The sequence below is a fragment of the Pantoea sp. USHLN298 genome (assembly GCF_037149395.1).
In the GTDB taxonomy this organism is placed as follows: Bacteria; Pseudomonadota; Gammaproteobacteria; order Enterobacterales; family Enterobacteriaceae; genus Pantoea; species Pantoea astica.
This window is the reverse complement of sequence record NZ_JBBCRO010000003.1, coordinates 648,970-675,737: the sequence shown is the minus strand read 5'-3', so window position 1 is coordinate 675,737 and position 26,768 is coordinate 648,970. Positions and strand designations below refer to the sequence as shown.

The following is a 26,768-nucleotide window of genomic DNA, read 5'->3' as shown; positions in this document are numbered from 1 at the left end:
GCTGTAGCGCGGTGGTCCCACCTGACCCCATGCCGAACTCAGAAGTGAAACGCCGTAGCGCCGATGGTAGTGTGGGGTCTCCCCATGCGAGAGTAGGGAACTGCCAGGCATTATATCAGTGAAGAAGCCCCGCACAGCAGTGCGGGGCTTTTTTACGTCTGAAGATCGCCAATTCTCCCCGCTGGCTGCTGTTCTCACCTCACCGTTGCTGGGCAAAATTATTGCTGTCTGCCCCGAACAACTCGCTGATTTTCCAGCAATTAGCGATGTAGCTCACATTTATAATCTCGGAATACACCGCCTTTACCCGTAGTGAACTTAAATGCTTTACTCACTTCTTTAAATGCTGCTAATCAGCAAGGAACAGAGGCAAGGCATGACACCCATAAATAATAAAGGTCAGACAGAGGATACCAAAAAGCGCATCTGGGCGATCGTTGGCGCCTCATCGGGTAACCTGGTGGAGTGGTTCGACTTCTACGTCTACTCATTCTTCTCCCTCTATTTTGCCCATATCTTCTTCCCGCAAGGCGATACCACCACGCAACTCTTACAGACGGCCGGCGTATTTGCTGCCGGATTCCTGATGCGACCTATCGGCGGCTGGCTGTTCGGCTACATCGGTGACAAGCACGGGCGCAAAAGCTCCATGCTGATCTCAGTGTGCATGATGTGTTTTGGATCGCTGGTGATCGCCTGTTTACCCGGCTATGACGCTATTGGCATCGCGGCACCGATCATTCTGTTGCTGGCTCGCATGTTCCAGGGATTATCTGTCGGCGGTGAATATGGCACCAGTGCCACCTATATGAGTGAGGTGGCGCTGGAAGGACGCAAAGGTTTTTACGCCTCATTCCAGTATGTCACGCTGATCGGTGGCCAGCTGGCCGCGGTACTGACAGTAGTGGTGCTGCAGTTTGTGTTGAGCGATGCAGAGCTGCGTAGCTGGGGCTGGCGCATCCCGTTCTTCCTCGGGGCCTTGCTGGCCGTGGTTGCGTTGTGGTTACGTCGCTCACTGGAAGAAACCTCTGACAAGAGCAGCCGTCAGCACCGCGATGCGGGCAGCGTGATGGGATTGTTACGCAATCATACCCGTCCGTTCCTGATGGTACTGGGCTTCACCGCCGGTGGATCCCTGAGCTTCTATACCTTCACCACCTATATGCAAAAGTATCTGGTTAACACCTCAGGTATGGACCCTAAAACCGCCAGCGGCCTGATGACCGGCGCACTGCTGGTCTTCATGCTACTGCAACCGGCTATCGGTGCGCTGTCGGACAAAATTGGCCGTCGTACTTCAATGATGATTTTTGGTGCCGGTGCGGCAATTTGTACCGTGCCGATCCTGACTCTGCTGCAGAATGTTCAGAGCCCGGGCATCGCCTTCCTGTTAATCATGCTGGCGCTGCTGATCACCAGTTTCTACACCGCCATCAGCGGCATTCTGAAAGCAGAGATGTTCCCACCTCAGGTCCGTGCATTAGGCGTCGGGCTTTCTTACGCGGTGGCGAATGCTATCTTCGGCGGATCGGCGGAGTACGTGGCCTTGCTGATGAAGCAACAGGGAATAGAGACGACCTTCTTCTGGTATGTCTCAGCGATGGGCGCGGTGGCTTTTGCGGTGTCGCTGTTACTGCACAAGCGGGGGAAAGGGATTCAGCTATAAGCCCGTTACTGACTGAGATTCCATAAGGCGATGCCGCTGGCGGTACCGGCGGCATCCCAGGCAAAATCTTTCCAGCTCCAGCCGCTACCCGACGGGCGGCTGTCATACCACTCTTTACCCGCCCCGAGACTGAGCGAAAGCATGATCCCCAACGTATGACTTTGCCGGGTAGAGAGGTGCTGACGCTGACCATATTCGCTGCCCGCCGCGGCCAGCGCCGCAGAGGCGACAAAGTGTTCTGCTTTATCGCGCCCGGTCCAGCGATCGTCGGCCATATGGGCACATCCACTACACAACAGCACAGCAAACAGCAAAATTCGCATAGTGGATGAATGCCTTATGCGGGCGAAGGTTAAAGGATGCGGCTGATTAACCGATCGATACGGATCCGGCGCAGACGACGGATGAGTTTACGCACCTTAGCCGGATAGTCGGCAATGCTCTCCAGCTCGCGGAAATGCTTCACCACCGTGGTGTGCTGACGAATCAGCGTCAGCTCTTTTTCGCGTTGATCCGCCAGCTGTTGCAGTGGATCGTGAATCAACACCGCATTTTCCAGATCGAGCCGCCAGGCGCGAGGGTTAAGATTGTTGCCGGTAATCAGCTGCCATTCATCATCCACCCACATGCCCTTGAGGTGATAACTGTTATCGCCATCTTTCCATAACCGCACTATCAGCTGATCGTTGGTGACGTAGTATTGCAGCCGGCTCAGGAAGCGACGCAGGTTAATCTCATACAGATAGGGCAGGGCGCCAATAATTTTAAATGGCTGATCCGGGGCGATATAGAAGTCATTGGCGGTCTTATCGCCGACGATAATCTCAACCTGTCTCCCCTGACGCAGCAGGTGAATAATATTGCGCACCAGTAAAGCCGGCAGGTTGAAGTAAGGCGTGCAGATAGTCAGTTTCTGTTCAGCGCAGGGCATCAGGTGGAAGATCGTCTTGTTGAGCAGGCTATGCTTGCCCAGCCCGACCAGCGGCGTCACTGCCAGCTCTTCATTGCTGGCATTCCCTTCAAACTGATAGTTGAATCCCCGGAGATCCTGACGAAACTGACGCGTTTCATTTTTTATTTCCGGGCTGGAAGGACGCTCGGCAAAATCGAGCCGGTTAACGGCCTCTGCCTGCTTCAGATTAAGGTTGATCCACGCGTACATGGTATCCGCCAGCTGCGGATTACGGATAATCTGGTAACGATCATAACGATATTTATCATGCTGATGCAGGTAAACATCATTAATACTGGCGCCGCTGTAAATCAGCTCGTCATCAATAATGAAGCCTTTCAGGTGCAGTACACCCAGCGCTTCACGGGTATTGACCGGAATGCCATACACCGGGATGGCAATGTCAGCATGCTGAGTGGCCATATCACAATACCAGTCAGCATTGGTCAGGCCGCGTGCGGCGCCAATGCGTCCACGCTGCGCCCGATGCCAGTCAACCAGGATAGAAATATCCAGCTGAGGACGTGCCTGTTTCGCTGCATAGAGCGCGTTCATTACCGCACGACCCGCGTCGTCGTTTTCCAGATAAAGCGCCGCGATGCAGATACGGGTCTGCGCTGCCGCGATTTTCTCCAGCAGCGTCTGACGAAATTCGGCAGGCGAGTAAAGTGTCGACACATCCGCAACGGATTGTGACAGTTTCGGCAGCTGTGCGAGGTGTTGTTGGTGTTTATTACGTTTAAATTTAGACAACATCACAGTGCACTTCTTCTCTGTTCATTGCATGGCCTTTTGCCATCAAATCAGGGTCATAACGACAAATAATAACATCAACTGTCGCGATCCGGGCGTTTTTTACCTTTCTCTACAAGGTTAGCTTAACGCATCCTGCAGCGACAGTTTCAGGCTGACAATACCGTCATCCAGTTGAATATCAACATGAAAGTTGAGCTTGCGCGCCAGGGTAATCATGCCGCGATTATGCGGCATAGTGATACCGTTCAATTGTTGCAAGCCGTGATGCCGGGTATAGCGGATCATCTTTTCCAGCAACCGACGGCCCATGCCGAGCCCTTTAAGATCGGAGCGCACCAGCACGGAAAACTCGGCGTCAATGTTATCAGCATCAGAGATGGCGCGGGTCACGCCGATAATCTCTGGCTTGCCCTGCTGCTGACGCACCGCCACGATCGCCATCTCCCGGTCATAGTCGATTTGCGTCATGTTGGCGAGATCCTCATGCGTAAACTCGCTGATTTCGCTGAAGTAGCGGTAATAGAGATCTTCTTTGGTCACCTGGCCAATAAAGTCGCGTAGCAGCGGTTCATCTTCAGGCAGGATCGGGCGGAACAGGCAGCTCTGCCCATCCTTTAACTGCACCTGTTCTTCCAGATGCTGCGGATAGGGGCGGATTGCCAGGCGTGCTTCGTTATCGCCACTGAACGGTGCCAGCGTGAGCGTGACATCCAGCAGCGTAAAGTCGTTACCGGCCGCCAGCAGCGGATGAATATCCAGCCGCTGAATCTCCGGGCAGTCCACCACCAGGTTGGAGACCTGCACCAGCAACTGACTGAGACCGGCGATATCCAGCGGATTGAGGGCGCTTCGGCTGCGAATCTTGCCGCTTTTAATCGCCTGGATCACCAGATAGCGCGCCAGAGTCATATTCAGCGGCGGCAGCGCCACGGCGGCTTGTTTATCCGCCTGCCATTCAACACCGCCTTCGCCCAGCATAATGACCGGACCGAATAGTGCATCCTGTTCCACCACCACCCGCAGTTCCTGCGCTCCGGCCCGGTTCGCCATGCTTTGCACCAGCAGGCCTTCAATCCGCGCCTGCGGGAGCGTCTGACGCACCCGATCAAAGATTGCCTCCGCGGCGCGTTCGACTTCGCTGGCGTTGCGAAGATAGAGCATCACACCCTGGACATCTGATTTATGGGCGATATCGGGCGAGCGCAGCTTCAGCGCCACCGGATAGCCAATCTGATCGGCAATGGCCACCGCTGCGGCGCTGTCGCTGGCGATCCAGGTCGGCAGCGTCGCCAGCCCGTAGGCCTGAAGCACCGGCTGCACCTCATGGGTATCCAGCGCCGTAATGCCGCGATCGAGCGCCTGCGACAGCAGCTGGTGGGCGTGTGCGCTGTCCTGGGTCAGGCTGGCTGGCAGAGCGGGCGTCTCACGCAGTTGCTTCTGATTGCGCCGATATTCAACCTGATGCATAAACGCGGTCACGGTGCCTTCCGGCGTCCGCCAGGTCGGAATTCCCGCCTGGGTAAAAGCACGGCGCGCGGCCTGAGAGGAGAATTCGCCGCTCCAGTTAGTCAGCAGCGTGACCTGCTTGCCGCGCGGGTGCGCCGCAATGGCGGCGATGAGACGATTGGCCGTTTCGGTCGCGGGCGCGACCGCGCTCGGGGCATGAATAATCATCAGCGCATCCAGCTCATGACTGTCGAGCAAACACTCGACGCAGGCCACGTAGCGATCCGGTGTCGCGTCATCCTTTAAATCAAGCGGGTTGCCGTGACCGGCACCGGCGGGCAGCAGCGTCTCCAGTTGCTGACGCATCTCATCACTAAGCTGGGCCAGCTTGCCGTTACGCGCATACAGCTCGTCCAGCGCCAGCGCAGCGGGCGCCGCACCGTTACTGATAATCATCAACCGTTCACCGCGCAGCGGCCGCATGTGGCTCAGCGACTCGACGGCAGAGAAGAGTTCATGAGTATCCTGCACCCGCAACAGGCCTGCGCGTTGAATGGCCGCGTCCCAGGCCGCATCCAGCCCGCTGTGGCTGCCGAGCAGCGCCTGCGCCTGACGGCTGCGGCCGCTCTTGATCACCAGAATGGGCTTATTACGTGATGCGCTACGCGAGGCGGAAACAAAGCGCCGGGCATCGCTGAGATGTTCGAGATAGAGCAGGATGGCGCTGGTTTTACCGTCGCGCGCCAGAAAATCGAGCAGATCATCCACATCAGTGTCCAGGCTATCACCCAGTGCGATAAACCAGGAGAAGCCGAGATTGCGCTGTTGCGCCCAGTCGAGGATGGTATTGGAGACCGCGGCGGATTGTGAAATGAATGCGATGCGCCCTTTGGCAATCGGCACCGGCGAGAAGCTGGCGTTCAGCCCCTGCCACGGTGCCAGCAGGCCCAGACTGTTCGGTCCTAGCAGCCGTATCTGCCACTGGCTGGCGCAGGCTTTGAGTTCTTCCCGCTGGCTGGCGGGAGCAGAGAGAATAATGCAGGCCTTGCAGCCTTTTTCACCCAGCTGCTGCAGCAGTGTCAGATTACGTTTTGAGTGGGTGCAGATGATAGCCAGATCCGGCGCAAACGGCAGACTGTCGATGTCAGGCCAGGCCAGCACGCCACTGACGGCTTTGTATTTGGGCGTGACCGGTAATACCGGACCGCCAAAACCGCCGGCCAGCAGATTACGCATCATAAAGTAACCGGCACGTCCCGGCGTTACCGAGGCGCCGATTACCGCAATGGATTTGGGTCTTAACAGCGCTTCCAGTCCGCGTTGGCTCATCTCGCCCTCCAGAGATCGGGATTTGCGTGATTGTAAACGCTTTTCGCCGTCAGTGCTTCCGGGCAGATCGCAGGCTGAGCAATCGAACCCGCTCAGCCGGCGACGACGCTCAACACCGGCATCGCTTAACCTGAGGTGGGATGATGCGGCTTGCCGGCCAGATAGGCGGCACGGAACTGTTCAAAATGGTGGGATAACGCCTGGGCCGCCGGGCGATCGCCCGCCTGTTCCAGCAGCGCCGCCGCCACTTCAGCGGTGCAGTGCTGGCCCTCGCCGTGCGCCTCTCGCAGCGTATAGCGCGACGGGGCCGTTACCGTCAGCGACATCACCGGCAGGGCGTCGAGCCACGGGCTTTTGCGAAACATCTTCCGCGCCTCGGTCCAGGTGCCATCCAGCATAATAAACAGTGGAGGTTTGCCGCTGCGTGGCGGGGCGGTCAGCACTTCGCGGCCGGGGTCGGCATAGGCGGCCGGAAAGACCACCAGCGGCTGATAATCAGGGTTGCGTACCGCGTCGAGCAGCAGCGGGTCGGGCTCAGTGCGCGACCAGCCGAAGGCCTGGGTATCCGGCAGGATATCGGCAATCAGGCGGCCAGTGTTGCTCGGCTTCATCGGCTCGGTATCGAACATCACCAGGCAAAAGCGGCTGCGCGCCGTTTGCGGCACGATTTCACTGCAGAGACAGTTTTTCTCAGGCAGCAGACAGCCCTGACAGCGCAACACGCGATTACCGCGCGCAAGAAAAGGGCGGGTGGCACGGGCAAGACGTTGGGTGCGCAGGCGCAAAACAGCATTATCAGACATGAGTATTCAGGGCAGGAAAAACCACAGTGTAATCGAAGCGTCGCCGAAAAGGAAAAGGCCAGCGAGGCTGGCCTTAGCGGATTAAAGTGACTCGTCGAGCCACTCGTTGAAAGGCGCTTTGGGCATCGCGCCATTCAGCATATCGACCATCTCGCCGTTCTTAAACAACATAATGGTCGGAATACTGCGAATGCGGAAACGGCTACTGAGCGCCGGTTCTGCTTCGGTATTCACCTTAATAAAGCGAACCTTACCGTTGCGTTCGCCAGCGACCTCTTTAAACACCGGCGCGAAGTTAACGCAGGGACCGCACCACGGTGCCCAGAAGTCGACCACGACCGGCAGATCGTCCTGCAGATATTTGTCTAAGGTGGCGGCGGTCGCGCTCACCACGTCGCCATCAAACAGTCCGTGTCCACAGCGACCACATTTTGCGCCTTCGGCAAGCCGTTCTTCCGGAACGCGATTAGTTGCCTGACAGGAAGCGCATACCGTATTCATAGAAACCTCTGATGTTGGAATGTGTCGTTCTGGTAATATTGTCCATTATGAAAGGGGGCGAATGCCCTCTCAATCTGGATCGCTCTATAGGTTCAATAGTTGATAGCTAAGCGCCAGCACATCAGGTAATCTGCGCGCTCTCAATGCAGGAGGAACATATGAACGACGAATTTAAAGGCAAAAGCGGCAAGGTCAAAGTGATGTACGTACGTGGCGAGGATGATAAGAGCGCGCGTGCGCCTAATCCGCGTACCGGCAAAGGTGGCCGTCCTGCTGCCCGTCAGGATGATAATCGTCGTTCTTCTGGCCCCCGCACTGAACGTAATGAAGAGGGCGGACGCCCGGCTGGCCGTCGTAGCGATGACGGCGCCCGCAGCGGCTCAGCCCGTCGCGACGAAGGCGGTCGTGGCGCACCACGCCGTAGCGGTGAAGGCGCAGGTCGCCGTAACGAGCGCGCGGATGATAATCGTGGTGCTTACAGCAACAGCGATTCGCCGTGGCGTACCGTGTCACGCGCACCGTCAGAGCGTCCGGCTGCGACAGAAAGCGATAAGCCCGATCACGGTGGCATCAGCGGTAAGAGCTTTGTCGATCCCGAGCAGATCCGTCGTCAGCGTAACGAAGAGACGCGCGTCTATGGTGAGAACGCCTGTCAGGCGCTGTTCCAGAGCCGTCCTGAAGCGATTGTACGCGCCTGGTTTATTCAGGAAGTGACACCGCGTTTCCGCGAAGCGCTGCGCTGGCTGGCGGCAAACCGCAAAGCCTACCATGTGGTCGAAGATGCAGAGATCACCAAAGCCTCCGGTACTGAGCATCATGGCGGCGTCTGCTTCCTGATCAAAAAGCGCATGGGCATGGCCGTATCAGAGTGGCTGGGCCAGGCGGGCACCAAAGATTGCGTGCTGGCGCTGGAAGATGTCAGCAACCCGCACAACCTCGGCGCGATTATGCGTAGCTGCGCGCATTTCGGCGTGAAAGGTCTGCTGGTCAATGACGCCTCTCTGCTGGAGTCGGGTGCCGCAGTCCGTACTGCTGAAGGCGGCGCGGAACATGTGCAGGCAATCAGCGGCGCGACCTTCAGTGAAGGTCTGGAAGCGTTCCGGAAAGCCGGTTACACCATCGTGACCACCTCCAGCCATCAGGGTACGCCGCTGGCGAAAGCGGAGCTGCCGGCCAAAATGGTGCTGGTGCTGGGTCAGGAGCGTGAAGGTCTGTCTGACAGCGCCTTCCAGCAGGGTGATATGAGCGTATCGATTGGCGGTACCGGTAACGTTGAAAGCCTCAACGTATCGGTGGCGACCGGCGTGCTGCTCGCCGAATGGTGGCGTCAGAACGCATAAAAAAAACGGGCCGAAAGGCCCGTTTTGCTTTGTCACATCAGTGCGCACCACCGCCACCGCCGCCTGCGGTAAACGGCGGGCGGGCAAACCAGATCAGCACCAGCAGAATCAAAAAGACCCCCGCCGACGCCCAGAAAATTTCATTCGCTGAAATAATCAGTCCCTGATTGGTAATCTGCTGGGCGATCCAGGCCGACGCCTGCTGCTGCGTCATTCCCATACTTTCCAGCTGGCTATACATCTGCTGCGAATTGACGTTGTACGGGGTGATCGACTCCGTCAGGTAGCTATGATGCATCGACTCGCGGTTACTCCACATGGTCGTGGTAATCGACGTTCCCACCGAGCCTGCAAAGGTACGCATAAAGTTCGACAGGCTGGAGGCAGCGGCCATGCGCTCCGGCGGCAATCCCGATAGCGTAATGGTGGTCAGCGGCATAAAGAAGCAGGCCACGGCAAAGCCCTGAATAAACTGCGGCCAGGCGGAGGCGCCAAAGTCCATTCCCGGTTCAAACGTATACGCGCGCCAGTAGAAGCAGACGGCATACATAATGAAGCTGAACGTGACCAGCCGTCGCATGTCGAGCTTATGGGCAAAGCGTCCGATGATCGGCGACAGGATCACCGGCAGAATCCCCACCGGCGCAGACGCCAGACCGGCCCAGGTTGCGGTGTAGCCGTAGACCTCCTGCAACAGCTGCGGCAACAGAACAATCGAGCCGAAGTAGAGCATATAAGCCAGACTGATCGACAGGCAGCCAATGGTGAAGTTGCGCGACTTAAACAGCGACAGGTCAATGATCGGGTGATCGTCAGTCAGCTCCCACACCAGCAGGACTGACAGCGCAATCACGGCCACTACCCCGAGCACGATGATCTCGGACGAGTTAAACCAGTCGAGCTCCTTTCCGCGATCCAGCATCACCTGCAAACAGCCGATCCCCACCACCAGCAGCACCAGCCCGACCATATCGATCCGCCGGATTTCGGTTTTGGTTTCCCGGCCTCGCAGGGTTTGCAGCGTCAGTATCACCACCGCCACACCAATCGGCACGTTGATAAAGAAGATCCAGCCCCAGTGATAGTTATCGCTGATCCAGCCGCCCAGTATCGGGCCACAGATCGGTGCGACGATCACCGTCATCGCCCACAGCGACAGCGCAACACTGCGCTTGGCGGGCGGATAGTTGTTGAGCAGCAGACTTTGCGACAGCGGGATCAATGGACCCGCGACGATCCCCTGAATGACGCGGAAGAAGATCAGCATCTCCAGGCTGTCTGACATGCCGCACGCCCAGGAGGCGATAGCAAACAGAATGGTGGACCAGGTAAAGAGCTTCACTTCACCGATGCGTTTTGCCAGCCAGCCGGTCAGCGGGATCGAGATCGCATTGGCCACACCAAACGAGGTGATGACCCAGGTGCCCTGCGAGTTCGAGGCACCGAGATTACCGGCGATAGTGGGGATAGCCACGTTGGCGATGGTCGAGTCCAGTACCTGCATGAACGTCGCCAGCGACAGCGCAATGGTCATTAAGACCAGCGGCATCCCTTCAAGCGGTTTTTGTGCCATTACAGCCTCCGCGTCATCATCCGGCGTTGGCGCGGACGATATCGGTGATCAGCTGATTGACCGGCGCAAGGTCAATCGCCAGCGCATTGCTGCTGTAAGCCGCCTGCTGACGCACGCTGGTCGCCAGGGTGCTGCCCTCTGCGCTGGTGGTATCGATTTTCACCAGCGTCGACAGACCAATACGCAACGGATGCTGGGCGATATCCTGCGGGTTAAGCTCGATACGCACCGGCAGACGCTGAACCACTTTGATCCAGTTACCGGTGGCGTTCTGTGCCGGCAGCAGGGAGAACGCACTGCCGGTACCCATATCTAACCCGACCACTTTACCGTGGTAGACCACGTCATCGCCGTAGATATCAGCAACCACCGTGGCGGGCTGACCGATGCGCACGCCTGCCAGCTGAGTCTCTTTAAAGTTGGCGTCGATCCACAGATTCGTTGCAGGCACGACAGCCAGCAGCGGCGTGCTGGGGGAGATTTGCGAGCCGACCTGCACGCTACGACGCGAGACAAAACCGTCCATCGGGCTACGGATGTCGGTACGCTGCAGCGCCAGCCAGGCATCACGCAGTTCCGCGGCGCTCTGTTTCACCGCCGGCTGGTTTTCCAGCGAGGTATTGAGGATCATCGCCTGATTGGCGTTGTACTGCTGTACCGCTACGTCCAGTTCAGCTTTGGCAGAGGCCACCGCGTCGCGGGCGTGCTGCAACTCTTCACGACCAATCAGATTCGACGCACCCAGCGGCTCACGACGCTTCAGGTCAGCTTCTGCCTGAGCCAGCGCCGTCTGCCGTAAGGTGATGGTGGCCTGATACTGCCTGGCGTTGATCATCAGTTGATGGGTCTGGCGGACGCTGGTGGCCAGCGCGGTTTGCGCTTTTTCAAACGCCTGTTCCGCATCGGTTTTATCCAGCGAAACCAGCACATCGCCTTTTTTAACGAAGTCGGTATCTTCAAACCAGACTTTATTGACGCTACCGGAAACCTGCGCCATCACCTGCACCTGATTCCCCGCCACGTAGGCGTCGTCAGTTTCCTGAAAATGGCGCAGCACCAGGAACCAGTAAACTCCCCAGGCAATACCAATCAGCACAAAGATCAGCGCCAGCACGATGAGCACACTTTTGCGCTTCTTCTTTTTGTTCGCTGACGGTTGCGGGCTTTGTGCTTCTGCCGTTGCACTCATGTCTTTCTCCACGTTTTCCATTTAGTCGGGATGCAGGAATCCATTCCCGCCAGCGCCCGAGTCGAAAAAGCCAGCGACTGAGCGCTGGCCGGATAAAAAAGGAAATTAAAATAACGGTTTCGACAGGTGATTGTGTCGCACTTCTTGCTATTAGCGGGACAGTGAGGCGATCAACTGATCTTCATCCATTTTATCGAGGCGGTTAAGTAACTTACGGGTGATGCCTTCCAGCTGGGACTTCTCATCGACCGACAGTGATGACCAGAGATATTGCAGGCTCTGATGCTGGGGTGGCAGCAGCTGACGCAGGAACTCATTGCCTTTTTCGGTCAGGTGCAGGTGCAGACAGCGACGGTCGTGATCGCTTTCGCGGCGCTCGATCCAGCCGCGCTTTTCCAGCTCATCAGCAATACGCGTGGCGTTGGTACGTGATGAACCCAGTGCCGAGCTCAGCTCTGACGGCTGAATACTCTGGTTCTCCTGCGCATCCAGCGTAATCAATGCCATGAACAGGGTTTCGTTGATTCCCTGGGCCTTCAGCATCTTGTTGCGGTTGTCCAGCAGTTTACCCTGCATGTGCATACAGAGACGCGTCAGGATAATTTCCTGCAACGGAAAATCCTTATGGCGATTGGCACGGATGTTAAGCATCTGCTCAATGGGAGTAAACGAACTTTCCATTAAAAAAAACCTCACTAATTGCAACTTGTATAATAACTATGGTGACAGATTAAGCGTAGTCACATTTTCGGCAGGTGAGAGCGGATACGGTCACACTGCCACCAACAGGCGACTCCAGGCCATTCCCTGGCCCTGGGTTAAAAACCCGTACGCCCGGCGACAGTGAACGTGCCGGGACGTGATCAAAAAGGTGTCGAATTTAATAATTTCGCGAGGAAAAATAACTGAAGTGAATAGGTTTATCACTAACCATAACAAACCTAACCATTTGTGACCAGACTCAATCAGCTATCCGGCCTGCGCTTCAGCTCATTTTTGCCTGCTCAAATCGCTGGCCTTTAAACCAAATCAACAGGTTAACCAGCGTCAGCACGACGCCTGCGCTACATACGCCGTACCAGCCTGACAGATGGTAGGCGGTGGCGGAAAGCAGTGAACCCACTGCGCCGCCGATAAAATAACTGGTCATGTAACCGGCATTGAGGCGGTTACGCGCGTCCGGCAACTGGGCATAAATCACGCTTTGATTGGTGATATGCACCGCCTGTACCGCCAGATCCAGCAACAGGATGCCGACAATCAGTGCCGCCAGAGAGTGCGCGCCCAGTGCGATTGGCAGCCACGACAGCAGCATAATCAGCAGGCCGACGCGGGTAGTTAGCTTCGCTTTGCCTTTATCCGCCAGTGAACCCGCCTGACGTGCCGCCAGCGCACCCGCGGCACCCACCAGCCCCAGCAGGCCAATTTCACCTTCTGAAAAGTGGTAAGGCGAAGCAGAAAGCAAAAAGGCCATCGAGGTCCACAACAGGCTGAAGTTGGCAAAAGAGAGACAGCCGGTCCAGGCGCGGGTCCGGATCACCCGATTGCTGGCGTAAAGCCTGAAAATAGATGTCAGCAGCTGGCGGTAACTCATCGTCACCGACACGCTGACGCGCGGCAGGAAGTGCCACAGCGCCAGCGCCATGACGCCCATCAACAGGCTGGCGGTCCAGTAAACCGTGCGCCAGCCGCCGAGTTGCGCCAGTCCACCGGCCACGGTTCGCGCCAGCAGGATACCCAGCAGCAGGCCACTCATCACCGTGCCGACAATTTTGCCACGCCGTTCCGGTTCGGCCAGAGTGGCGGCCAGCGGCACCAGAATCTGCGCCGCCACCGAGAACAGACCGGTCATTAGCGTGCCGAGCAGCAAAAACAGGAAAGAGCGCGACAGGGCGATCATCACCATGCCTGCCGCCGCCAGCAGGATCATGGTGACGATCAGGCTGCGGCGTTCCAATCTGTCACCCAGCGGCACCAGCAGCAACAGTCCGCAGGCGTAACCCAGCTGCGCCGTGGTCACGATAAAACCGGCGAGGCTGACAGAGAGATCGAACTGATGAGCAATGGTACTGAGCAGAGGCTGGACGTAATAGTTGCTGGCAACGGAAAGCCCGGTGGCCACCGACATCAGCATAACCAGAGCAGGCGTCAGACCCTGACGGGAAGCATTCATAAACAACAACGGCAGCTAATAATCATAAGATGGTAATAATAACTCAAAAAACTATTTCACACGCATCTTTATTAACAGGCCATACCAGTTTGCTTAACAGACACAAAAAAGGGCGGACAAGGTCCGTAATGCTTGTCAGTAAGCAGCAGGTGATAACGCAGTCTGGTGCCGCTCCGGGGCTGGCGGTCCTCGCGCCGCTGCGCGGTTCCTTCACTTCATTCCTCTGCCTGACGGACCGCCGGGGATGGCACATCCTGTGCCGCCCCGCCTTTCGCCCGCGTCCTGCGGGCTCTCCTGGCAGACCCATTCTGCTCAGCGCTGCGGATTGCCTGCCCCTGATCGGCCCCAGCCTGCTCTGAAACTTCAGTGCATGTTGTTAAAAAGGGCACGATGGTAGAGGCCTGAGCGCCTCTGCTGCTGAAAGGGCTATCCGCAGCGCTGAGGCGTGACGTTGGGCCAGAACGCCACGCCGGGAAGCGTGGAGAGTTCGGGGCCGGCCAGGGAGGGCCGATCCCCGAACGGTTCGTCGGCACGACGTCAAAGCCGAAGGAACCGCGCAGCGGCGCGAGGACGGCCCGGCAGCAGCAGAAGTGCTCTGGCCCGCACTCCGGCACACTCACCCAAAAAAAAGCTGCCACGTTTAACCGTGACAGCCTTTGCAAATGTAACCTTAACCGATCAGCATTACGGACAAGGTCCGCCCTGAGGGAGAAGAGAGGCGTTATTTCGCGGCGGCCTGGGCGTCACTGACCCACTTATCAAATTCGGCCTGATGGGCTTTGATCCAGCCATCGACGTGACCATTGATCGCCTCTTCTGACGACTGGCCGGCATGCATCGCGGCGTTTTCCGCATTGATATCGGCCAGTGGCAGTTTCATCTCTGCGAACAGTTTTGCCGCCGCCGGGTTTTTCTCAGCCCAGGCTTTATTCGCCACAATGTGCATGGTGTTGACCGGGAAGCCGTAGTTAGCGCCGTTAGCCAGTTTAGTATCGACGTTTTTCTGCTCGCCCGGCATGGAAGAGAACGGCACCTGCAGCCAGGTGACATCGCGGCCCGGCTTCATCACGTCGCTGACCCAGTAAGGCGTCCAGGTGTAATAGAGGATCGGCTTAGCCTGCTTAAATCGGGTAATGGTGTCGGCAATCATCGCGGAATAGTTCCCCTGATTGTGCTCAACGGTTTTACTCAGGCCAAAGGCTTCGATCTGATGATTAATCACCGCTTCACAGCCCCAGCCTGGAGTACAACCGGTCAGGTCCGCCTTGCCGTCGCCGTTGGTATCAAACAGCGCGGCGATCTTAGGATCTTTCAGCTGTTCAATATTGGTGATGTGGTACTTTTCTGCGGTTTTTTTATCGATCAGATAGCCCTGGGCGGCACCGGTGACGTAAGTCCCCTGGCGATAAAACTTCGCATCACCGCCTGCGGCTTTATACATATCATCGTGCAGCGGCTTCCAGTTGGTGGCAATAAAGGTCGCATCGCCAGCGGCAATCGAGGTATAGCCGACGTTGTAATCCACTTCACTCGGTTTCTCTACCTGATAACCGAGTTTTTCCAGCGCGCGGCTGACAATCAGCGTCTGGAAGGTTTCTTCAGAAATGGTGCTCTGAATGGGCTTCACCGTGATGCCTTTGCCGGGCAGATCGGCTGCAGAGGCCTGTGAAACAGTCAATGTGGCTAACACGGCGGCGAGCAGAGGAGCTGTCTTGCGCATAGTGATTCCTTATTTTTTGCGAGCGGGCGACACGCGGGTGCCGCCCGAAAACTCATTTCTTACGAAACGGAGAGAGGATCAGGCCAATCGGGCCGCTGTGGTACCAGTGACGGTTGCCACGGCTGCGGTTATCACGGCCAAAGGATTGAGTCAGACGATCGAGGATGATGGCGAGGATCACAATGCCGACGCCGCCGACGGTCGCCAGACCCATATCGAGACGGCCAATACCGCGCAGGACCATCTGGCCCAGTCCGCCGACGGCAATCATCGAGGCAATCACCACCATCGACAGCGCCAGCATCAGGGTCTGGTTAACGCCCGCCATAATGGTCGGCATCGCCAGCGGCAGCTGCACTTTAAACAGCAGCTGACGCGGACTGGCACCGAAGGATTCACTCGCTTCGATCAGGTCGGCAGGCACCTGCTTAATCCCGAGAATCGTCAGACGCACAATCGGCGGCAGGGCGAAGATAATGGTGACCACCACGCCAGGCACGTTGCCGATACCAAACAGCATGACAATCGGCACCAGATAAACGAAGGCGGGTGTGGTCTGCATCGCATCCAGCAGCGGCCGGACAATGCGTGCGGCGCGCTGACTGCGGGCCAGCCAGATCCCCAGCGGCAGGCCGATCAGGATACAGAACAGCAGCGCGGTGAGAACCAGCGCCAGCGTCACCATCGCCTGCGACCAGGCACCAATCGCACCAATCAGCACCAGCGAAATCAGCGTTGCGATCCCCATTGCCGGGCTGGCAATCTGCCAGGCGATCAGCGCGAAGACCAGGATGGCTACCGGCGCGGGCATCCCCAGCAGCAGTTGCTGGAACGCGCTAAGAATATAATCGACCGGTACCCGAATCCCCTGGAACAGCGGACGAAAGTGATTCACTACCCAGTCGATACCGTTAGTCACCCAGTGATCGAGCGGTATCCAGGTTTTGTGAAACGGGTCCAGAAGATTGAAATGTTCTGGCTGGGCCGCCGGTGCGCTGTGCAGCCAGTCACTGCTGGCGGCATCCGGTGTCGTGCTGCCATCCGGCGCGCCCCAGGCGTCAGCGCCGCCGCTGGTGGCCGGTGCGGCCTGGCTGCTGGCGGGAGCAGCACTGGCGGTATCCCACGGATTGCTGGTTTCCTGACTCATGGCTGGGCTCCTTCACGATCTAATGCGCGCAACAGCGTGCTTTTGGAAATGATACCGACGTACTGATTTTCTTCTCCGACTACCGGCACCGCGCAGGGTGCCTGAGCAACGTGAGAGAGCAAATCGTTGAGTGAGGTATCGGCAGGAACCGCCGCGGGTGCGTCGAGCAGCGCGCTGTCCAGCCCTTCGCCAGCTGCCAGCGCCGCTTTCAGTGAATCCGTGGAGACCACACCGATGAATTTCTGCTTCTCCAGCACGTAGCCGTAATCGCGATCTTCATCCTGTAGCAGTTTGATGGCGGAGCGTGGACCAAAACCGGCCGCTTTGCGGATTAACGCGCCGGCGCTGCGACGGGCGATATCTTTGGCGCTGAAGACGTGGCTGATATCGACGCCGCGGAAGAAAGTGCGCACGTAGTCATTGGCGGGATTATTCAGGATCTCATCGGGTGTGCCGACCTGCACCACTTCGCCGCCCTGCATAATGGCAATACGATCGCCAATACGCATCGCTTCATCCAGATCGTGGGAAATAAAGACGATGGTGCGCTGATGGCGGGCCTGTAAATTGACCAGCTCATCCTGCATTTCGGTTCGAATCAACGGGTCCAGCGCAGAGAAGGCTTCATCCATTAATAATATGTCGGGATTAATCGCCAGCGCGCGGGCTAATCCAACACGCTGACGCATGCCGCCGGAAAGTTCATCCGGGTAAGCATGAGCATAATTCTCCAGGCCAACCTGGCGTAACGCCTCTAATGCTTTTTCCTGCCGTTCAGCCAGCGCTATTCCGGCTAATTCCATGCCGAAGGCGGTATTATTTATGACATTCATATGCGGCATCAAAGCAAATGACTGGAATACCATGCTGATTTTATTTCGGCGAACTTCGCGCAGTTCGCTATCCGATATTTTCGCAATATCGACACCATCAATAATCACCTGGCCGCGTGTCGGCTCTATCAGACGATTGAGAAGGCGAACCATGGTCGATTTTCCTGAACCGGATAACCCCATGATGACGAATATCTCGCCTTCTTCAATGGCCAGACTGGCGTTCTTTACTCCGAGAGAAAGACCGGTCTTCTCCAGAATCACATCTTTGGTTGCACCCTGTTCAATATATTTAAATGCGCGATCCGGATTGTCGCCAAATATCTTATAGAGGTTCTTTACTTCGAGTTTTATTGCCATGCAGTCATTAAATCCTGGTTGAATTATTTAATATTATTCTGCCTGTCCCGCTGAAATTTGAGCAGGCCATACCGTAGCATACTGAGATTATCTGACAACCCTGATGGCGGATATTGGCGTAGCCGCTGGCGGGCTGATGCCGATTATCGCCAGTGCTCACAAGGGATCAGCGCAGATTAATTTTTTATGAAAGGAAGTGGAAATTATTGGCCTTCTGGCCGGTTTTCGGCCGCAAAGGCGGGAAATTAGCGCCTGCAAACGGGAAATATTACCGAAATAATGGCGTCTGACAGCGTAAAATAATTATCTGAATAATCGCAAATTTCAGGTGAATAATCGCCACTGTTCAAAAACTCTTTTGACCGGCTGAAGTGCAGCGAAAAAAGGGTTTCGCGAGGCGGCACGAGCTGCCATCTGCTCAACTAAACCGCAACTGGCGGGCAGGGAAGGGGATAACCGGTAAGGTCCGGGCGCGGTGGCAGCACGCCCGGCAGGGATCAGAAGTTCCAGTCTTCGTCTTCGGTTTCGACCGCTTTTCCCATCACATAGGAAGAGCCGGAACCGGAGAAGAAATCGTGGTTTTCATCCGCGTTCGGTGAAAGCGCAGACAGGATAGCCGGATTCACCGCCGTGAGTTCCGCCGGGAACAGTGCCTCATAACCCAGGTTCATCAGCGCCTTATTGGCGTTATAGTGCAAAAAGGTCTTCACCTCTTCGACCCAGCCGACATCAGCATAGAGCGCTTCGGTATAGGCGACTTCATTCTCATACAGCGCCAGCAGCAGGTCGTAAGCGAACTGTTGCAGCTCCTCGCGACGCAGATCGTCAGCGGTTTCCAGCGCTTTCTGGAACTTATAACCGATGTAGTAACCGTGGACCGCCTCATCACGAATAATCAGACGGATCAGATCGGCGGTATTGGTCAGCTTGCCGCGGCTTGACCAGTACATCGGCAGCCAGAAGCCGGAGTAGAACAGAAACGACTCCAGAAACACGCTGGCGATTTTTTTCTTCAGCGGATCATCTGCCCGGTAGTGCTCAAGAATGATGCGCGCTTTGTTTTGCAGCGGCACATTCTCTTCGCTCCACTGGTAGGCCGCATCGACATCCTGCGTATTACACAGGGTCGAGAAGATCGAACTGTAGGAGCGGGCATGAACCGCCTCCATAAAGCTGATGTTCGACAGCACCGCCTCTTCGTGTGGCGTCAGCGCATCCTCCATTAGCCCCGGCGCGCCAATCACATTCTGAATGGTGTCGAGCAGCGTCAGGCCAGTGAAGACGCGGATGGTCAGCTGTTGCTGCTGGTTATCCAGCGTCTGCCAGGCGGGCAGATCGTTGGAAAGCGGCACCTTTTCCGGTAGCCAGAAGTTGCTGGTGAGACGGTTCCAGACCTCAAGATCTTTCTCATCCTGAATCCGGTTCCAGTTAATTGCCTGAATCTGTTTTAGTTGCATAGTTTTTATCACAGTGCGCAGGAGACGCAGCCCTGAACCTCTGTGCCTTGTAGCGCCATCTGGCGCAGACGAATGTAATAGAGCGTTTTGATGCCTTTTTTCCACGCGTAAATCTGCGCTTTGTTGATGTCACGCGTGGTGACGTCATCGCGGAAGAACAGCGTCAGCGACAGGCCCTGATCGACGTGCTGCGTGGCTTCGGCGTAGGTATCAATAATCGCTTCCGGCCCAATCTGATACGCATCCTGATAGAGATCGAGATTGTCGTTGGTCATAAACGGCGCGGGATAATAAACGCGACCGGTTTTGCCCTCTTTGCGGATCTCAATGCGCGAGACGATCGGATGAATGCTCGATGTCGCATGGTTGATATAGGAGATCGAACCGGTCGGCGGAATCGCCTGCAGGTTCTGATTAAACAGACCGTGCTGCATCACCGCGTCACGCAGCGCCTGCCAGTCCGCCTGGGTCGGCAGCGTAATACCGGCATCCGCAAACAGTTGCGCGACGCGTTCGGTGCGCGGACGCCATTCACGCTGAATGTATTTATCGAAATAGCGACCGCTGGCGTACTGCGAGTCAGCAAAACCGTCGAAGCTCTGCTGACGTTCGCGAGCCAGCTGGTTCGAGGTGCGCAGCGCGTAATAGGTGATGCAATAGAAGTAGAGATTGGTGAAGTCGAGCGCTTCCGGCGAGCCGTAGGCCATGCCTTCACGCGCCAGATAGCCGTGCAGATTCATCTGACCGAGGCCAATCGCATGTGAGCGACGGTTACCTTCGGCTACCGACGGTACCGAGCCGATCTCGCTCATCATGGAAACCGAGGTCAGAGCGCGCACGGCCACATCAACGGTGCGCGCCAGGTCTCGCGAATCCATCGCGTGGGCAATATTCAGCGAGCCGAGGTTACAGGAGATATCTTTGCCAATCCGGCGGTAGCTGAGATCGTCAAAGTACTCGCTGGCGCTGTTCACCTGCAGAATCTCGGAGCAGAGGTTACTCATGTTGATGCGACCGGCGATCGGGTTACTGCGGTTCACGCTGTCCTCAAACATAATGTAGGGATAGCCGGACTCGAACTGAATCTCAGCCAGCGTCTGGAAGAAATCACGCGGCTGAATATAGGTTTTACGGATGCGCGCATCCGCCAGCATCTCGTCATATTTTTCGCTGATGCTGATATCGCCAAACGCCTGGCCGTAGATACGCTCCACGTCATAGGGTGAGAACAGTGCCATCGGCTTGTTCTCTTTCGCCAGCTGGAAGGTGATATCGGGGATCACCACGCCGAGCGACAGGGTTTTGATGCGGATCTTCTCATCGGCATTTTCGCGTTTGGTGTCGAGGAAACGGAAAATGTCGGGATGGTGAGCGTTAAGCCATACCGCGCCTGCGCCCTGACGCGCGCCGAGCTGATTGGCATAGGAGAAAGCATCTTCCAGCATTTTCATCACCGGGATCACGCCCGATGACTGATTTTCGATGCGTTTGATCGGTGCGCCCGACTCGCGCAGGTTCGACAGCAGGAAGGCGACGCCGCCGCCGCGTTTCGACAGCTGTAACGCCGAGTTCACCGCCCGGCCAATCGACTCCATATTGTCTTCAATACGCAGCAGGAAGCAGGAGACCAGTTCGCCGCGCTGCTGCTTACCGCAGTTAAGGAAGGTTGGCGTCGCAGGCTGGAACCGACCGCTGAGCATCTCTTCCAGCAGCAAACGCGCCAGGTTTTCGTCACCCTGCGCCAGCGTCAGCGCCACCATGCAGGCGCGCTGCTCAAAGGTTTCGAGATAGCGTTTGCCGTCAAAGGTCTTCAGCGTGTAGCTGGTGTAATATTTCCAGGCACCGAGAAAGGTTTTAAATTCAAAGCCGCGGTTATCCGCCACCTCATGCAGCGCCAGCAGGAAGTCGAAATCGTACTGGTTCAGCACCTCCGCTTCGTAATAACCTTCCGCCACCAGGTAGCGCAACCGCTCAGCGGTAGTGGCGAAAGGCACCGTATTGGGCTGCACATGCTGCAGGAAAAACTGACGCGTCGCTTCCTGATCCTTATCGAACTGAATCCGGCCGTCGGCATCGTACAGGTTGAGCATGGCGTTAAGCGCGTGGTAATCCAGCGTCACGGCGTTGAGGGTATCTGTTGTTGCCAAAATTGGGTTACTCCCGCTTTAACTTTCGCGATATCGTCGGGGGTTCCCATCAGCTCAAAACGATAGAGGCAGGGAACCTGACATTTTTTTGCAATGATGCTGCCGGCCAGGCAGTAACCGGCACCGAAATTACGGTTACCGGCGGCGATCACCCCACGAATCCCGCGGCGGTTGCCTTCATCATTCAGAAACTGGATCACCTGGCGCGGCACTGCGCCACGGCTACTGCCCCCGCCATAGCTCGGCACCACCAGAATGTAAGGCTGGCTGGTGTGTAACTGCTGTTTAGCATCGAGCGGAATGCGCCGGGCCGGCAAGCCCAGGCGCAGGATGAAGCGGTGGGTGTTTTCCGACTGGCTGGAAAAGTAGACCAGTGGGAACATCGCCTTAGCCTCCGACAGCAGAGAGCTGGCGCAGCGAGGCGATTTTATCCGGGCGGAAGCCGCTCCAGTGATCATCATCGGCCATCACCACCGGCACCTGGCGATAGCCCAGCGTTTTCAGGTTGTCGATCGCTTCTGGCTGGTTATCCAGATTGATCAGTTGATAGGCGATGCCCTGACGGTCCATGGCATTTTTGGTGGCGTTGCACTGGACACAATTATCTTTAGTGTAAATAATAATGCGCATGATTCGTATTTCCCTCTGTATGCGGTTCTGATGCCGGGAAACGAAGCAGAAGTGGTAAATATCGGGCTTCGTCTGGGCGGACATCGACTGTCGTGCTGATGAGGTAAATACTAGATGTAGCGTTTTATTGGGTCAAGCCCACCAGATATAGGGTTTTGAGATTTGCATTTGCCGGAACGGGACAAAGCCAGTGACGCTGCGCCTTCAGGGCCGAAAAAATGATTTGTAAATATTGGCGCTCAAAAAATGGGCATAAAAAAGCCCCGCACAGGGCGAGGCTCAGGGAAGGTGGAGGCGTTTTAGCGGCGTGAAGCCAGCAGTACACCAAACACCAGACCGATGGCGGCACCGACGCCGACACCGTGCCACGGCTTATCATGCACATAGGTATCAACCTGTGTACCGGCATCACGGGCGACCTGCGCCACACGGTTGCTGCCGCCGTTCAGTTTTGCGCGAGTCTGTTTCAGCAGAGCTTCTGCCTGGCTGCGTGCGGAGTCCACTTCATCTTTGGCATCACTGCCGTAAGATTTCAGCAGTGCTTCAAGTGAATCAGCGAGTTCGTTAACATCCTGATTGATATCAATGTCATCGTTTTTTACGGTTCGATTAAACATTTTTTGGCTCCCTTTGTTTTAAAACGTAATACTAGTGTAGACGACCTTGAGATAAACGAGACGCGAGAGTGGCCTTTAGGGAAAATTCCGAATGCCCACTCTGTCATGCTGTTGTAAGGTTGCGAAGCTTTTGAAAGAGGAGAGGATCGAGCATGTATTTACGACCAGATGAGGTAGCGCGCGTACTGGAAAAAGCGGGTTTTGAAGTAGACGAAATAACGCCACGGGCGTATGGCTATCGCCGGGGTGACAACTACGTTTATGTGAATCGCGAAGCGCGCATGGGGCGCACGGCGCTGGTGATTCACCCGACACTGAAAGAGAAGAGCCAGCCGTTCGCTGAACCGGCTTCTGAAATGAAGACCTGCGATCACTACACCCAATTCCCTCTCTACCTGGCGGGTGATTCACAGGAACACTACGGCATCCCGCACGGATTCAGTTCCCGCATGGCGCTGGAACGCTATTTACAGAGCGTTTTCGGCTAACGCATCAGGCCCCGCCGCGACGGGGCACTGAACGCATCGGTTATCCTCCCATCCCGCCAGTCCATTGCAATTCCCGCCTGTGACGCGTATAAAACTCTCCACTATAGATGTTTAGACGTCCATACGGATAAAAGTGATGAGCGAACAGCAAAACCCCGCGCAGGATCAATTCAAACGCACCATGAAAGTGCGCCATCTGGTGATGTTATCGCTGGGCGGCGTCATTGGCACCGGGCTGTTTTTTAACACCGGCTACATTATCTCCACCACCGGCGCGGCCGGAACCCTGCTGGCTTACCTGATTGGCGCATTAGTGGTGTGGCTGGTGATGGTCTGCCTCGGCGAGCTCTCTGTGGCGATGCCGGAAACCGGCGCCTTCCACGTTTACGCGGCGCGCTATCTCAGCCCGGCAACCGGTTACACCGTGGCCTGGCTCTACTGGCTGACGTGGACCGTGGCGCTGGGCTCCAGCCTGACGGCGGCGGGCTTCTGTATGCAGTACTGGTTTCCGCAGATCCCGGTCTGGATCTGGTGCCTGGTGTTCTGCTGTGCAATCTATCTGCTGAATGTCATCTCGACCCGCTTCTTCGCGGAAGGGGAGTTCTGGTTCTCGCTGATCAAAGTGATCACTATCGTTGCCTTCATCGTACTGGGCGGTGCCGCGATGTTCGGCTTCATCCCGATGAAAGATGGCACGCCCGCGCCGGGTCTGAGCAATATCACCGCGCACGGCTGGCTGCCGAACGGCGTGTTGCCGATCCTGATGACCATGGTGGCGGTGAACTTTGCCTTCTCCGGCACCGAACTGATTGGCATCGCGGCCGGTGAAACCCAGCAGCCAGAGAAAGTGCTGCCGCTGGCGATCCGCACCACCGTAGCCAGGCTAATCATCTTCTTTATCGGCACGGTGTTTGTACTGGCAGCGCTGATCCCGATGGATCAGGCCGGGATCGTTAAAAGTCCGTTTGTGCTGGTCTTTGAAAAGATCGGCGTGCCCTGGGCGGCGGATGTCATCAACTTTGTTATCCTGACCGCCATTCTGTCAGCCGCCAACTCCGGACTTTATGCCTCCGGCCGGATGCTCTGGTCGCTGGCGAATGAAAATACTCTGCCGCGCGCTTTTGCCCGGGTGAATCAGCGCGGCGTACCGCTGCTGGCGATTACCGTCAGCATGATTGGCGGATTGCTGGCGCTGATCTCCAGCGTGGTCGCGCCGGATACGGTGTTTGTGGCGCTGTCGGCGATCTCCGGCTTTGCGGTGGTCGCCGTCTGGCTCAGCATCTGCGCTTCCCATTTTGTCTTCCGTCGCCGTCATCTGCAGCAGGGAAAATCGCTGGCGCAACTGGCCTACCGTGCGCCGCTCTATCCGCTGACGCCGGTGCTCGGGTTTCTGCTCTGTCTGCTGGCCTGCGTCGGCCTGGCGTTCGATCCGACCCAGCGCATCGCCCTGTGGTGCGGCATTCCGTTTGTGCTGCTCTGCTATGCCGCTTACCATCTGACCCATAAATCATCGCCAAAGCCTGAGGAGGCTAATGATGTCGCATAATCCTGTCGCGCAGGCTCTGTCTGAATCGCCGCTGCTGATCCTCGATGGCGCGCTGGCCACCGAACTGGAAGCGCGTGGCTGCCAGCTGGCCGATGCGCTGTGGTCAGCCAAAGTGCTGATGGAGAATCCTGAACTGATCTATCAGGTGCACTACGACTATTTTGTCGCCGGCGCACGCTGTGCGATTACCGCCAGCTATCAGGCAACGCCGCAGGGCTTTGCCACACGCGGGCTGGATCAGGCGCAGTCGCTGGCGTTGATTGCGCAGAGCGTTGCACTGGCGCGGCGCGCGCGCGAAGATTATCTGGCGATGCAATCTCAGGAGAAAACCCTGCTGGTGGCGGGATCGGTCGGGCCTTACGGGGCATTTCTGGCGGATGGATCGGAGTATCGCGGCGACTACGCGCTGCCGGAAGCGGAGATGATGGCGTTTCATCGCCCGCGCATCGCGGCGCTGCTGGAGGCCGGAGCCGATCTGCTGGCCTGCGAGACGCTGCCATCTTTTGCTGAAGCGCAGGCGCTGGCAAAACTGCTGACCGAATTTCCGCACAGCGCCGCCTGGTTCTCGTTTACGCTGCGCGACGCGGGCCATATCAGCGACGGAACGCCGCTGTCAGAGGTGGTCGCCTGGCTGAACACTCAGCCGCAGGTGGTGGCGCTGGGCGTCAACTGCGTAGCGCTGGAGAGCGTGACGCCAGCGCTGCAGCAGCTCCAGTCGCTGACCAGCAAGCCGCTGGTGGTCTATCCCAACTCCGGCGAACAGTATGACGCCAGCAGCAAAACCTGGCATTCAGCGCCGTCGGGCTGCACCCTGCATGACAAGCTGGATGAGTGGCAACAGGCGGGCGCGAAGTTGATCGGCGGCTGCTGTCGCACCTCACCCCAGGACATCGCGGCTATCGCGCACGCTTGTCAACCGCAATAAGATGGCTGAATCGGGCGATGATAGCCCGATTGAGGCGCGTGAAAAGGCGGGAAGGGCGGTTTACACTGTGCTTCCTGACCTTTTTGCGGAACCCTTCATGAAACAGCGAATTCTGGCTCTGGCCGCCGCACTGCTGCTTAGCGGCTGTGCCACCATCGTCGGCAATGAAACCCAACTGGTCCGCATCGACTCGCTGCCGCAGGGTGCGCGCTTTACCGTGCAGGATGAACGCGGTTTCGCGGTCGCACAGGGTTTCACGCCGCAGACCGTTGAGCTGGCGAAATCCACCGGTCGCTACTTCGGCAAGAAACACTATCTGCTGATGCTGGAGAGTCCTGGCTATGTGCCGGTGACGATGCCGATCGAAGCACGCGCGAACCTGTGGTACTTGCTGGGCAACATTCCGCTGGGCGGTTTCCCCGGCTGGCTGCTGGTCGATCCCTTCTACGGCGGCATGTATGACCTCAAGCCAGAGCATCCACGTCCGTTTATGAACCCGGTCGGCGCGCGCGGCTGATTACTGCGCGGTTGGCTTCACCATTCCGCCTGGCGTTTTATGGCGCTCCAGATACTGATGCTGGAAAATGCACATGCGGATGGTGTTACGGTATTCCCCGTTAATAAAAAATTCATGCTTCAGCACGCCTTCGATCTCGAAGCCGAGCTTGGTATAGATGTGGATCGCCTTCTCATTCTCCTGATCGACAATCAGGTAGAGCTTATAGAGATTCAGCACCGAGAAGCCGTAATCCATCGCCAGTTTAGCCGCCTGGGTCGCCAGGCCTTTGCCCTGATGCGCCGGATCGATGATGATCTGAAACTCGGCGCGGCGATGAACATGATTGATCTCGACCAGCTCAACCAGTCCCGCTTTCTGCCCGCTGTGCTCCACCACAAAGCGCCGTTCAGTCTGATCGTGAATGTGCTTGTTGTAGAGATCCGACAGTTCAACAAAAGCCTCATACGGCTCCTCGAACCAGTAGCGCATCACGCTGGCGTTGTTGTCTAACTGATGCACAAAGTGCAGATCTTCCCGCTCAAGCGGACGCAGTTTAACCGTCATTTTCTTTTCCTTCCGTTACAAGATGGCGGCGAGTATACCGCACCCGTCAGATGACAATATTGCGCAGGATGCACTAACTGAACGCATCACCACGCCTGACTCTTTGT

24 protein-coding genes and 1 rRNA gene are annotated in these 26,768 nt (G+C 56.9%); 7 read left to right on the top strand and 18 right to left on the bottom strand.

Going from position 1 to position 26,768, the window contains the following annotated elements; genetic code table 11:
• Window positions 1–109: ribosomal RNA gene (gene rrf, locus WFK59_RS11080) — 5S ribosomal RNA — on the top strand; the annotation flags it as partial.
• Window positions 110–376: 267 nt separating this feature from the next.
• Complete coding sequence (locus WFK59_RS11075; protein WP_233987318.1) at window positions 377–1,666, top strand: MFS family transporter; 1,290 nt, start codon at window positions 377–379, stop codon at window positions 1,664–1,666.
• 5 nt (window positions 1,667–1,671) lie between these two features.
• Here the strand turns inward: WFK59_RS11075 and WFK59_RS11070 are convergent, their stop codons facing one another.
• The 5 genes from WFK59_RS11070 to trxC all read right to left on the bottom strand — a co-directional run bounded on the left by WFK59_RS11070 (window position 1,672) and on the right by trxC (window position 7,453).
• Window positions 1,672–1,989, bottom strand: a complete 318-nt coding sequence (locus tag WFK59_RS11070) for a YfiM family lipoprotein (RefSeq protein ID WP_233987319.1) — start codon at window positions 1,987–1,989, stop codon at window positions 1,672–1,674.
• Window positions 1,990–2,018: 29 nt separating this feature from the next.
• Window positions 2,019–3,374 carry a CDP-diacylglycerol--serine O-phosphatidyltransferase gene (gene pssA / locus WFK59_RS11065; protein WP_336755792.1) on the bottom strand — a complete coding sequence of 452 codons (1,356 nt, stop codon included), beginning with the start codon at window positions 3,372–3,374 and terminating at the stop codon, window positions 2,019–2,021.
• 117 nt (window positions 3,375–3,491) lie between these two features.
• The gene (locus WFK59_RS11055) at window positions 3,492–6,149 is read right to left on the bottom strand and encodes a bifunctional acetate--CoA ligase family protein/GNAT family N-acetyltransferase (protein ID WP_336755791.1); all 2,658 of its coding nucleotides are present in this window, start codon (window positions 6,147–6,149) and stop codon (window positions 3,492–3,494) included.
• A 125-nt stretch (window positions 6,150–6,274) separates the two neighbouring features.
• Window positions 6,275–6,952 carry a tRNA-uridine aminocarboxypropyltransferase gene (locus tag WFK59_RS11050; RefSeq protein WP_233987322.1) on the bottom strand — a complete coding sequence of 226 codons (678 nt, stop codon included), beginning with the start codon at window positions 6,950–6,952 and terminating at the stop codon, window positions 6,275–6,277.
• Between the two features lie 81 nt (window positions 6,953–7,033).
• Entirely contained in the window at window positions 7,034–7,453 is a 420-nt protein-coding gene (trxC, locus tag WFK59_RS11045; protein WP_233987323.1) for a thioredoxin TrxC, read from the bottom strand.
• 158 nt (window positions 7,454–7,611) lie between these two features.
• On the opposite strand from trxC, the gene WFK59_RS11040 reads away from it, so the two are divergent.
• Entirely contained in the window at window positions 7,612–8,793 is a 1,182-nt protein-coding gene (locus tag WFK59_RS11040) for a tRNA/rRNA methyltransferase (RefSeq protein WP_233987324.1), read from the top strand.
• Window positions 8,794–8,830: 37 nt separating this feature from the next.
• Here WFK59_RS11040 and emrB read toward each other — a convergent pair whose 3' ends face one another.
• The 12 genes from emrB to WFK59_RS10980 form a co-directional block, all read right to left on the bottom strand.
• Window positions 8,831–10,366 carry a multidrug efflux MFS transporter permease subunit EmrB gene (gene emrB, locus WFK59_RS11035; protein WP_233987325.1) on the bottom strand — a complete coding sequence of 512 codons (1,536 nt, stop codon included), beginning with the start codon at window positions 10,364–10,366 and terminating at the stop codon, window positions 8,831–8,833.
• A gap of 16 nt (window positions 10,367–10,382) precedes the next feature.
• A complete protein-coding gene (gene emrA, locus WFK59_RS11030; protein WP_233987326.1) occupies window positions 10,383–11,555 on the bottom strand; it encodes a multidrug efflux MFS transporter periplasmic adaptor subunit EmrA in 1,173 nt (390 codons plus the stop codon).
• A gap of 150 nt (window positions 11,556–11,705) precedes the next feature.
• On the bottom strand, window positions 11,706–12,236 hold the full coding sequence (gene mprA / locus WFK59_RS11025) for a transcriptional repressor MprA (RefSeq protein WP_031376453.1): 531 nt from the start codon (window positions 12,234–12,236) through the stop codon (window positions 11,706–11,708).
• Between the two features lie 304 nt (window positions 12,237–12,540).
• Window positions 12,541–13,728, bottom strand: coding sequence for an MFS transporter (locus tag WFK59_RS11020; protein ID WP_336755790.1), 1,188 nt, complete (start codon window positions 13,726–13,728; stop codon window positions 12,541–12,543).
• A 721-nt stretch (window positions 13,729–14,449) separates the two neighbouring features.
• Entirely contained in the window at window positions 14,450–15,448 is a 999-nt protein-coding gene (proX, locus tag WFK59_RS11015) for a glycine betaine/L-proline ABC transporter substrate-binding protein ProX (RefSeq protein ID WP_233987328.1), read from the bottom strand.
• A 52-nt stretch (window positions 15,449–15,500) separates the two neighbouring features.
• A complete protein-coding gene (gene proW, locus WFK59_RS11010; RefSeq protein ID WP_336755789.1) occupies window positions 15,501–16,595 on the bottom strand; it encodes a glycine betaine/L-proline ABC transporter permease ProW in 1,095 nt (364 codons plus the stop codon).
• Window positions 16,592–17,788 carry a glycine betaine/L-proline ABC transporter ATP-binding protein ProV gene (gene proV / locus WFK59_RS11005; RefSeq protein WP_336755788.1) on the bottom strand — a complete coding sequence of 399 codons (1,197 nt, stop codon included), beginning with the start codon at window positions 17,786–17,788 and terminating at the stop codon, window positions 16,592–16,594. The genes proW and proV overlap by 4 nt, the downstream gene beginning before the upstream one ends.
• Before the next feature lie 497 nt (window positions 17,789–18,285).
• Window positions 18,286–19,245 (bottom strand): class 1b ribonucleoside-diphosphate reductase subunit beta, encoded by a 960-nt coding sequence (gene nrdF / locus WFK59_RS11000; RefSeq protein WP_233987331.1) that lies wholly within the window; start codon window positions 19,243–19,245, stop codon window positions 18,286–18,288.
• Between the two features lie 8 nt (window positions 19,246–19,253).
• Complete coding sequence (gene nrdE, locus WFK59_RS10995; RefSeq protein ID WP_336755787.1) at window positions 19,254–21,392, bottom strand: class 1b ribonucleoside-diphosphate reductase subunit alpha; 2,139 nt, start codon at window positions 21,390–21,392, stop codon at window positions 19,254–19,256.
• Window positions 21,362–21,775 carry a class Ib ribonucleoside-diphosphate reductase assembly flavoprotein NrdI gene (gene nrdI / locus WFK59_RS10990; protein WP_094119807.1) on the bottom strand — a complete coding sequence of 138 codons (414 nt, stop codon included), beginning with the start codon at window positions 21,773–21,775 and terminating at the stop codon, window positions 21,362–21,364. The genes nrdE and nrdI overlap by 31 nt, the downstream gene beginning before the upstream one ends.
• 4 nt (window positions 21,776–21,779) lie before the next feature.
• Window positions 21,780–22,022: a glutaredoxin-like protein NrdH gene (gene nrdH / locus WFK59_RS10985; RefSeq protein ID WP_233987333.1), complete on the bottom strand. Its 243-nt coding sequence runs from the start codon at window positions 22,020–22,022 to the stop codon at window positions 21,780–21,782.
• 299 nt (window positions 22,023–22,321) lie between these two features.
• Window positions 22,322–22,639 carry a DUF883 family protein gene (locus WFK59_RS10980; protein WP_233987334.1) on the bottom strand — a complete coding sequence of 106 codons (318 nt, stop codon included), beginning with the start codon at window positions 22,637–22,639 and terminating at the stop codon, window positions 22,322–22,324.
• Between the two features lie 152 nt (window positions 22,640–22,791).
• Here WFK59_RS10980 and WFK59_RS10975 point away from each other — a divergent pair, with 152 nt between their 5' ends.
• The 4 genes from WFK59_RS10975 to WFK59_RS10960 all read left to right on the top strand — a co-directional run bounded on the left by WFK59_RS10975 (window position 22,792) and on the right by WFK59_RS10960 (window position 26,115).
• Window positions 22,792–23,127 carry a DUF2002 family protein gene (locus WFK59_RS10975; protein ID WP_031376461.1) on the top strand — a complete coding sequence of 112 codons (336 nt, stop codon included), beginning with the start codon at window positions 22,792–22,794 and terminating at the stop codon, window positions 23,125–23,127.
• 133 nt (window positions 23,128–23,260) lie between these two features.
• Window positions 23,261–24,673, top strand: a complete 1,413-nt coding sequence (gene mmuP / locus WFK59_RS10970) for an S-methylmethionine permease (protein WP_442956309.1) — start codon at window positions 23,261–23,263, stop codon at window positions 24,671–24,673.
• The gene (gene mmuM, locus WFK59_RS10965; protein ID WP_336755785.1) at window positions 24,663–25,598 is read left to right on the top strand and encodes a homocysteine S-methyltransferase; all 936 of its coding nucleotides are present in this window, start codon (window positions 24,663–24,665) and stop codon (window positions 25,596–25,598) included. The genes mmuP and mmuM overlap by 11 nt, the downstream gene beginning before the upstream one ends.
• Window positions 25,599–25,695: 97 nt before the next feature.
• Window positions 25,696–26,115: a hypothetical protein gene (locus WFK59_RS10960; protein WP_262287603.1), complete on the top strand. Its 420-nt coding sequence runs from the start codon at window positions 25,696–25,698 to the stop codon at window positions 26,113–26,115.
• Here the strand turns inward: WFK59_RS10960 and speG are convergent, their stop codons facing one another.
• Window positions 26,116–26,661 (bottom strand): spermidine N1-acetyltransferase, encoded by a 546-nt coding sequence (gene speG / locus WFK59_RS10955; protein ID WP_003850356.1) that lies wholly within the window; start codon window positions 26,659–26,661, stop codon window positions 26,116–26,118. It lies immediately after the preceding gene.
• Between the last annotated feature and the right edge of the window lie 107 nt (window positions 26,662–26,768).

Coding starts and splice junctions, on each gene's coding strand:
- mmuM (WP_336755785.1), top strand. CDS start 24,663: ATGTCGCATAATCCTGTCGCGCAGGCTCTGTCTGAATCGCCGCTGCTG.
- emrB (WP_233987325.1), bottom strand. CDS start 10,366: ATGGCACAAAAACCGCTTGAAGGGATGCCGCTGGTCTTAATGACCATT.
- proV (WP_336755788.1), bottom strand. CDS start 17,788: ATGGCAATAAAACTCGAAGTAAAGAACCTCTATAAGATATTTGGCGAC.
- WFK59_RS10980 (WP_233987334.1), bottom strand. CDS start 22,639: ATGTTTAATCGAACCGTAAAAAACGATGACATTGATATCAATCAGGAT.
- WFK59_RS11075 (WP_233987318.1), top strand. CDS start 377: ATGACACCCATAAATAATAAAGGTCAGACAGAGGATACCAAAAAGCGC.
- nrdH (WP_233987333.1), bottom strand. CDS start 22,022: ATGCGCATTATTATTTACACTAAAGATAATTGTGTCCAGTGCAACGCC.
- WFK59_RS11070 (WP_233987319.1), bottom strand. CDS start 1,989: ATGCGAATTTTGCTGTTTGCTGTGCTGTTGTGTAGTGGATGTGCCCAT.
- WFK59_RS10960 (WP_262287603.1), top strand. CDS start 25,696: ATGAAACAGCGAATTCTGGCTCTGGCCGCCGCACTGCTGCTTAGCGGC.
- nrdI (WP_094119807.1), bottom strand. CDS start 21,775: ATGTTCCCACTGGTCTACTTTTCCAGCCAGTCGGAAAACACCCACCGC.
- speG (WP_003850356.1), bottom strand. CDS start 26,661: ATGACGGTTAAACTGCGTCCGCTTGAGCGGGAAGATCTGCACTTTGTG.
- proW (WP_336755789.1), bottom strand. CDS start 16,595: ATGAGTCAGGAAACCAGCAATCCGTGGGATACCGCCAGTGCTGCTCCC.
- WFK59_RS11020 (WP_336755790.1), bottom strand. CDS start 13,728: ATGAATGCTTCCCGTCAGGGTCTGACGCCTGCTCTGGTTATGCTGATG.
- WFK59_RS10975 (WP_031376461.1), top strand. CDS start 22,792: ATGTATTTACGACCAGATGAGGTAGCGCGCGTACTGGAAAAAGCGGGT.
- trxC (WP_233987323.1), bottom strand. CDS start 7,453: ATGAATACGGTATGCGCTTCCTGTCAGGCAACTAATCGCGTTCCGGAA.
- WFK59_RS11055 (WP_336755791.1), bottom strand. CDS start 6,149: ATGAGCCAACGCGGACTGGAAGCGCTGTTAAGACCCAAATCCATTGCG.
- mprA (WP_031376453.1), bottom strand. CDS start 12,236: ATGGAAAGTTCGTTTACTCCCATTGAGCAGATGCTTAACATCCGTGCC.
- WFK59_RS11050 (WP_233987322.1), bottom strand. CDS start 6,952: ATGTCTGATAATGCTGTTTTGCGCCTGCGCACCCAACGTCTTGCCCGT.
- pssA (WP_336755792.1), bottom strand. CDS start 3,374: ATGTTGTCTAAATTTAAACGTAATAAACACCAACAACACCTCGCACAG.
- emrA (WP_233987326.1), bottom strand. CDS start 11,555: ATGAGTGCAACGGCAGAAGCACAAAGCCCGCAACCGTCAGCGAACAAA.
- proX (WP_233987328.1), bottom strand. CDS start 15,448: ATGCGCAAGACAGCTCCTCTGCTCGCCGCCGTGTTAGCCACATTGACT.
- WFK59_RS11040 (WP_233987324.1), top strand. CDS start 7,612: ATGAACGACGAATTTAAAGGCAAAAGCGGCAAGGTCAAAGTGATGTAC.
- nrdF (WP_233987331.1), bottom strand. CDS start 19,245: ATGCAACTAAAACAGATTCAGGCAATTAACTGGAACCGGATTCAGGAT.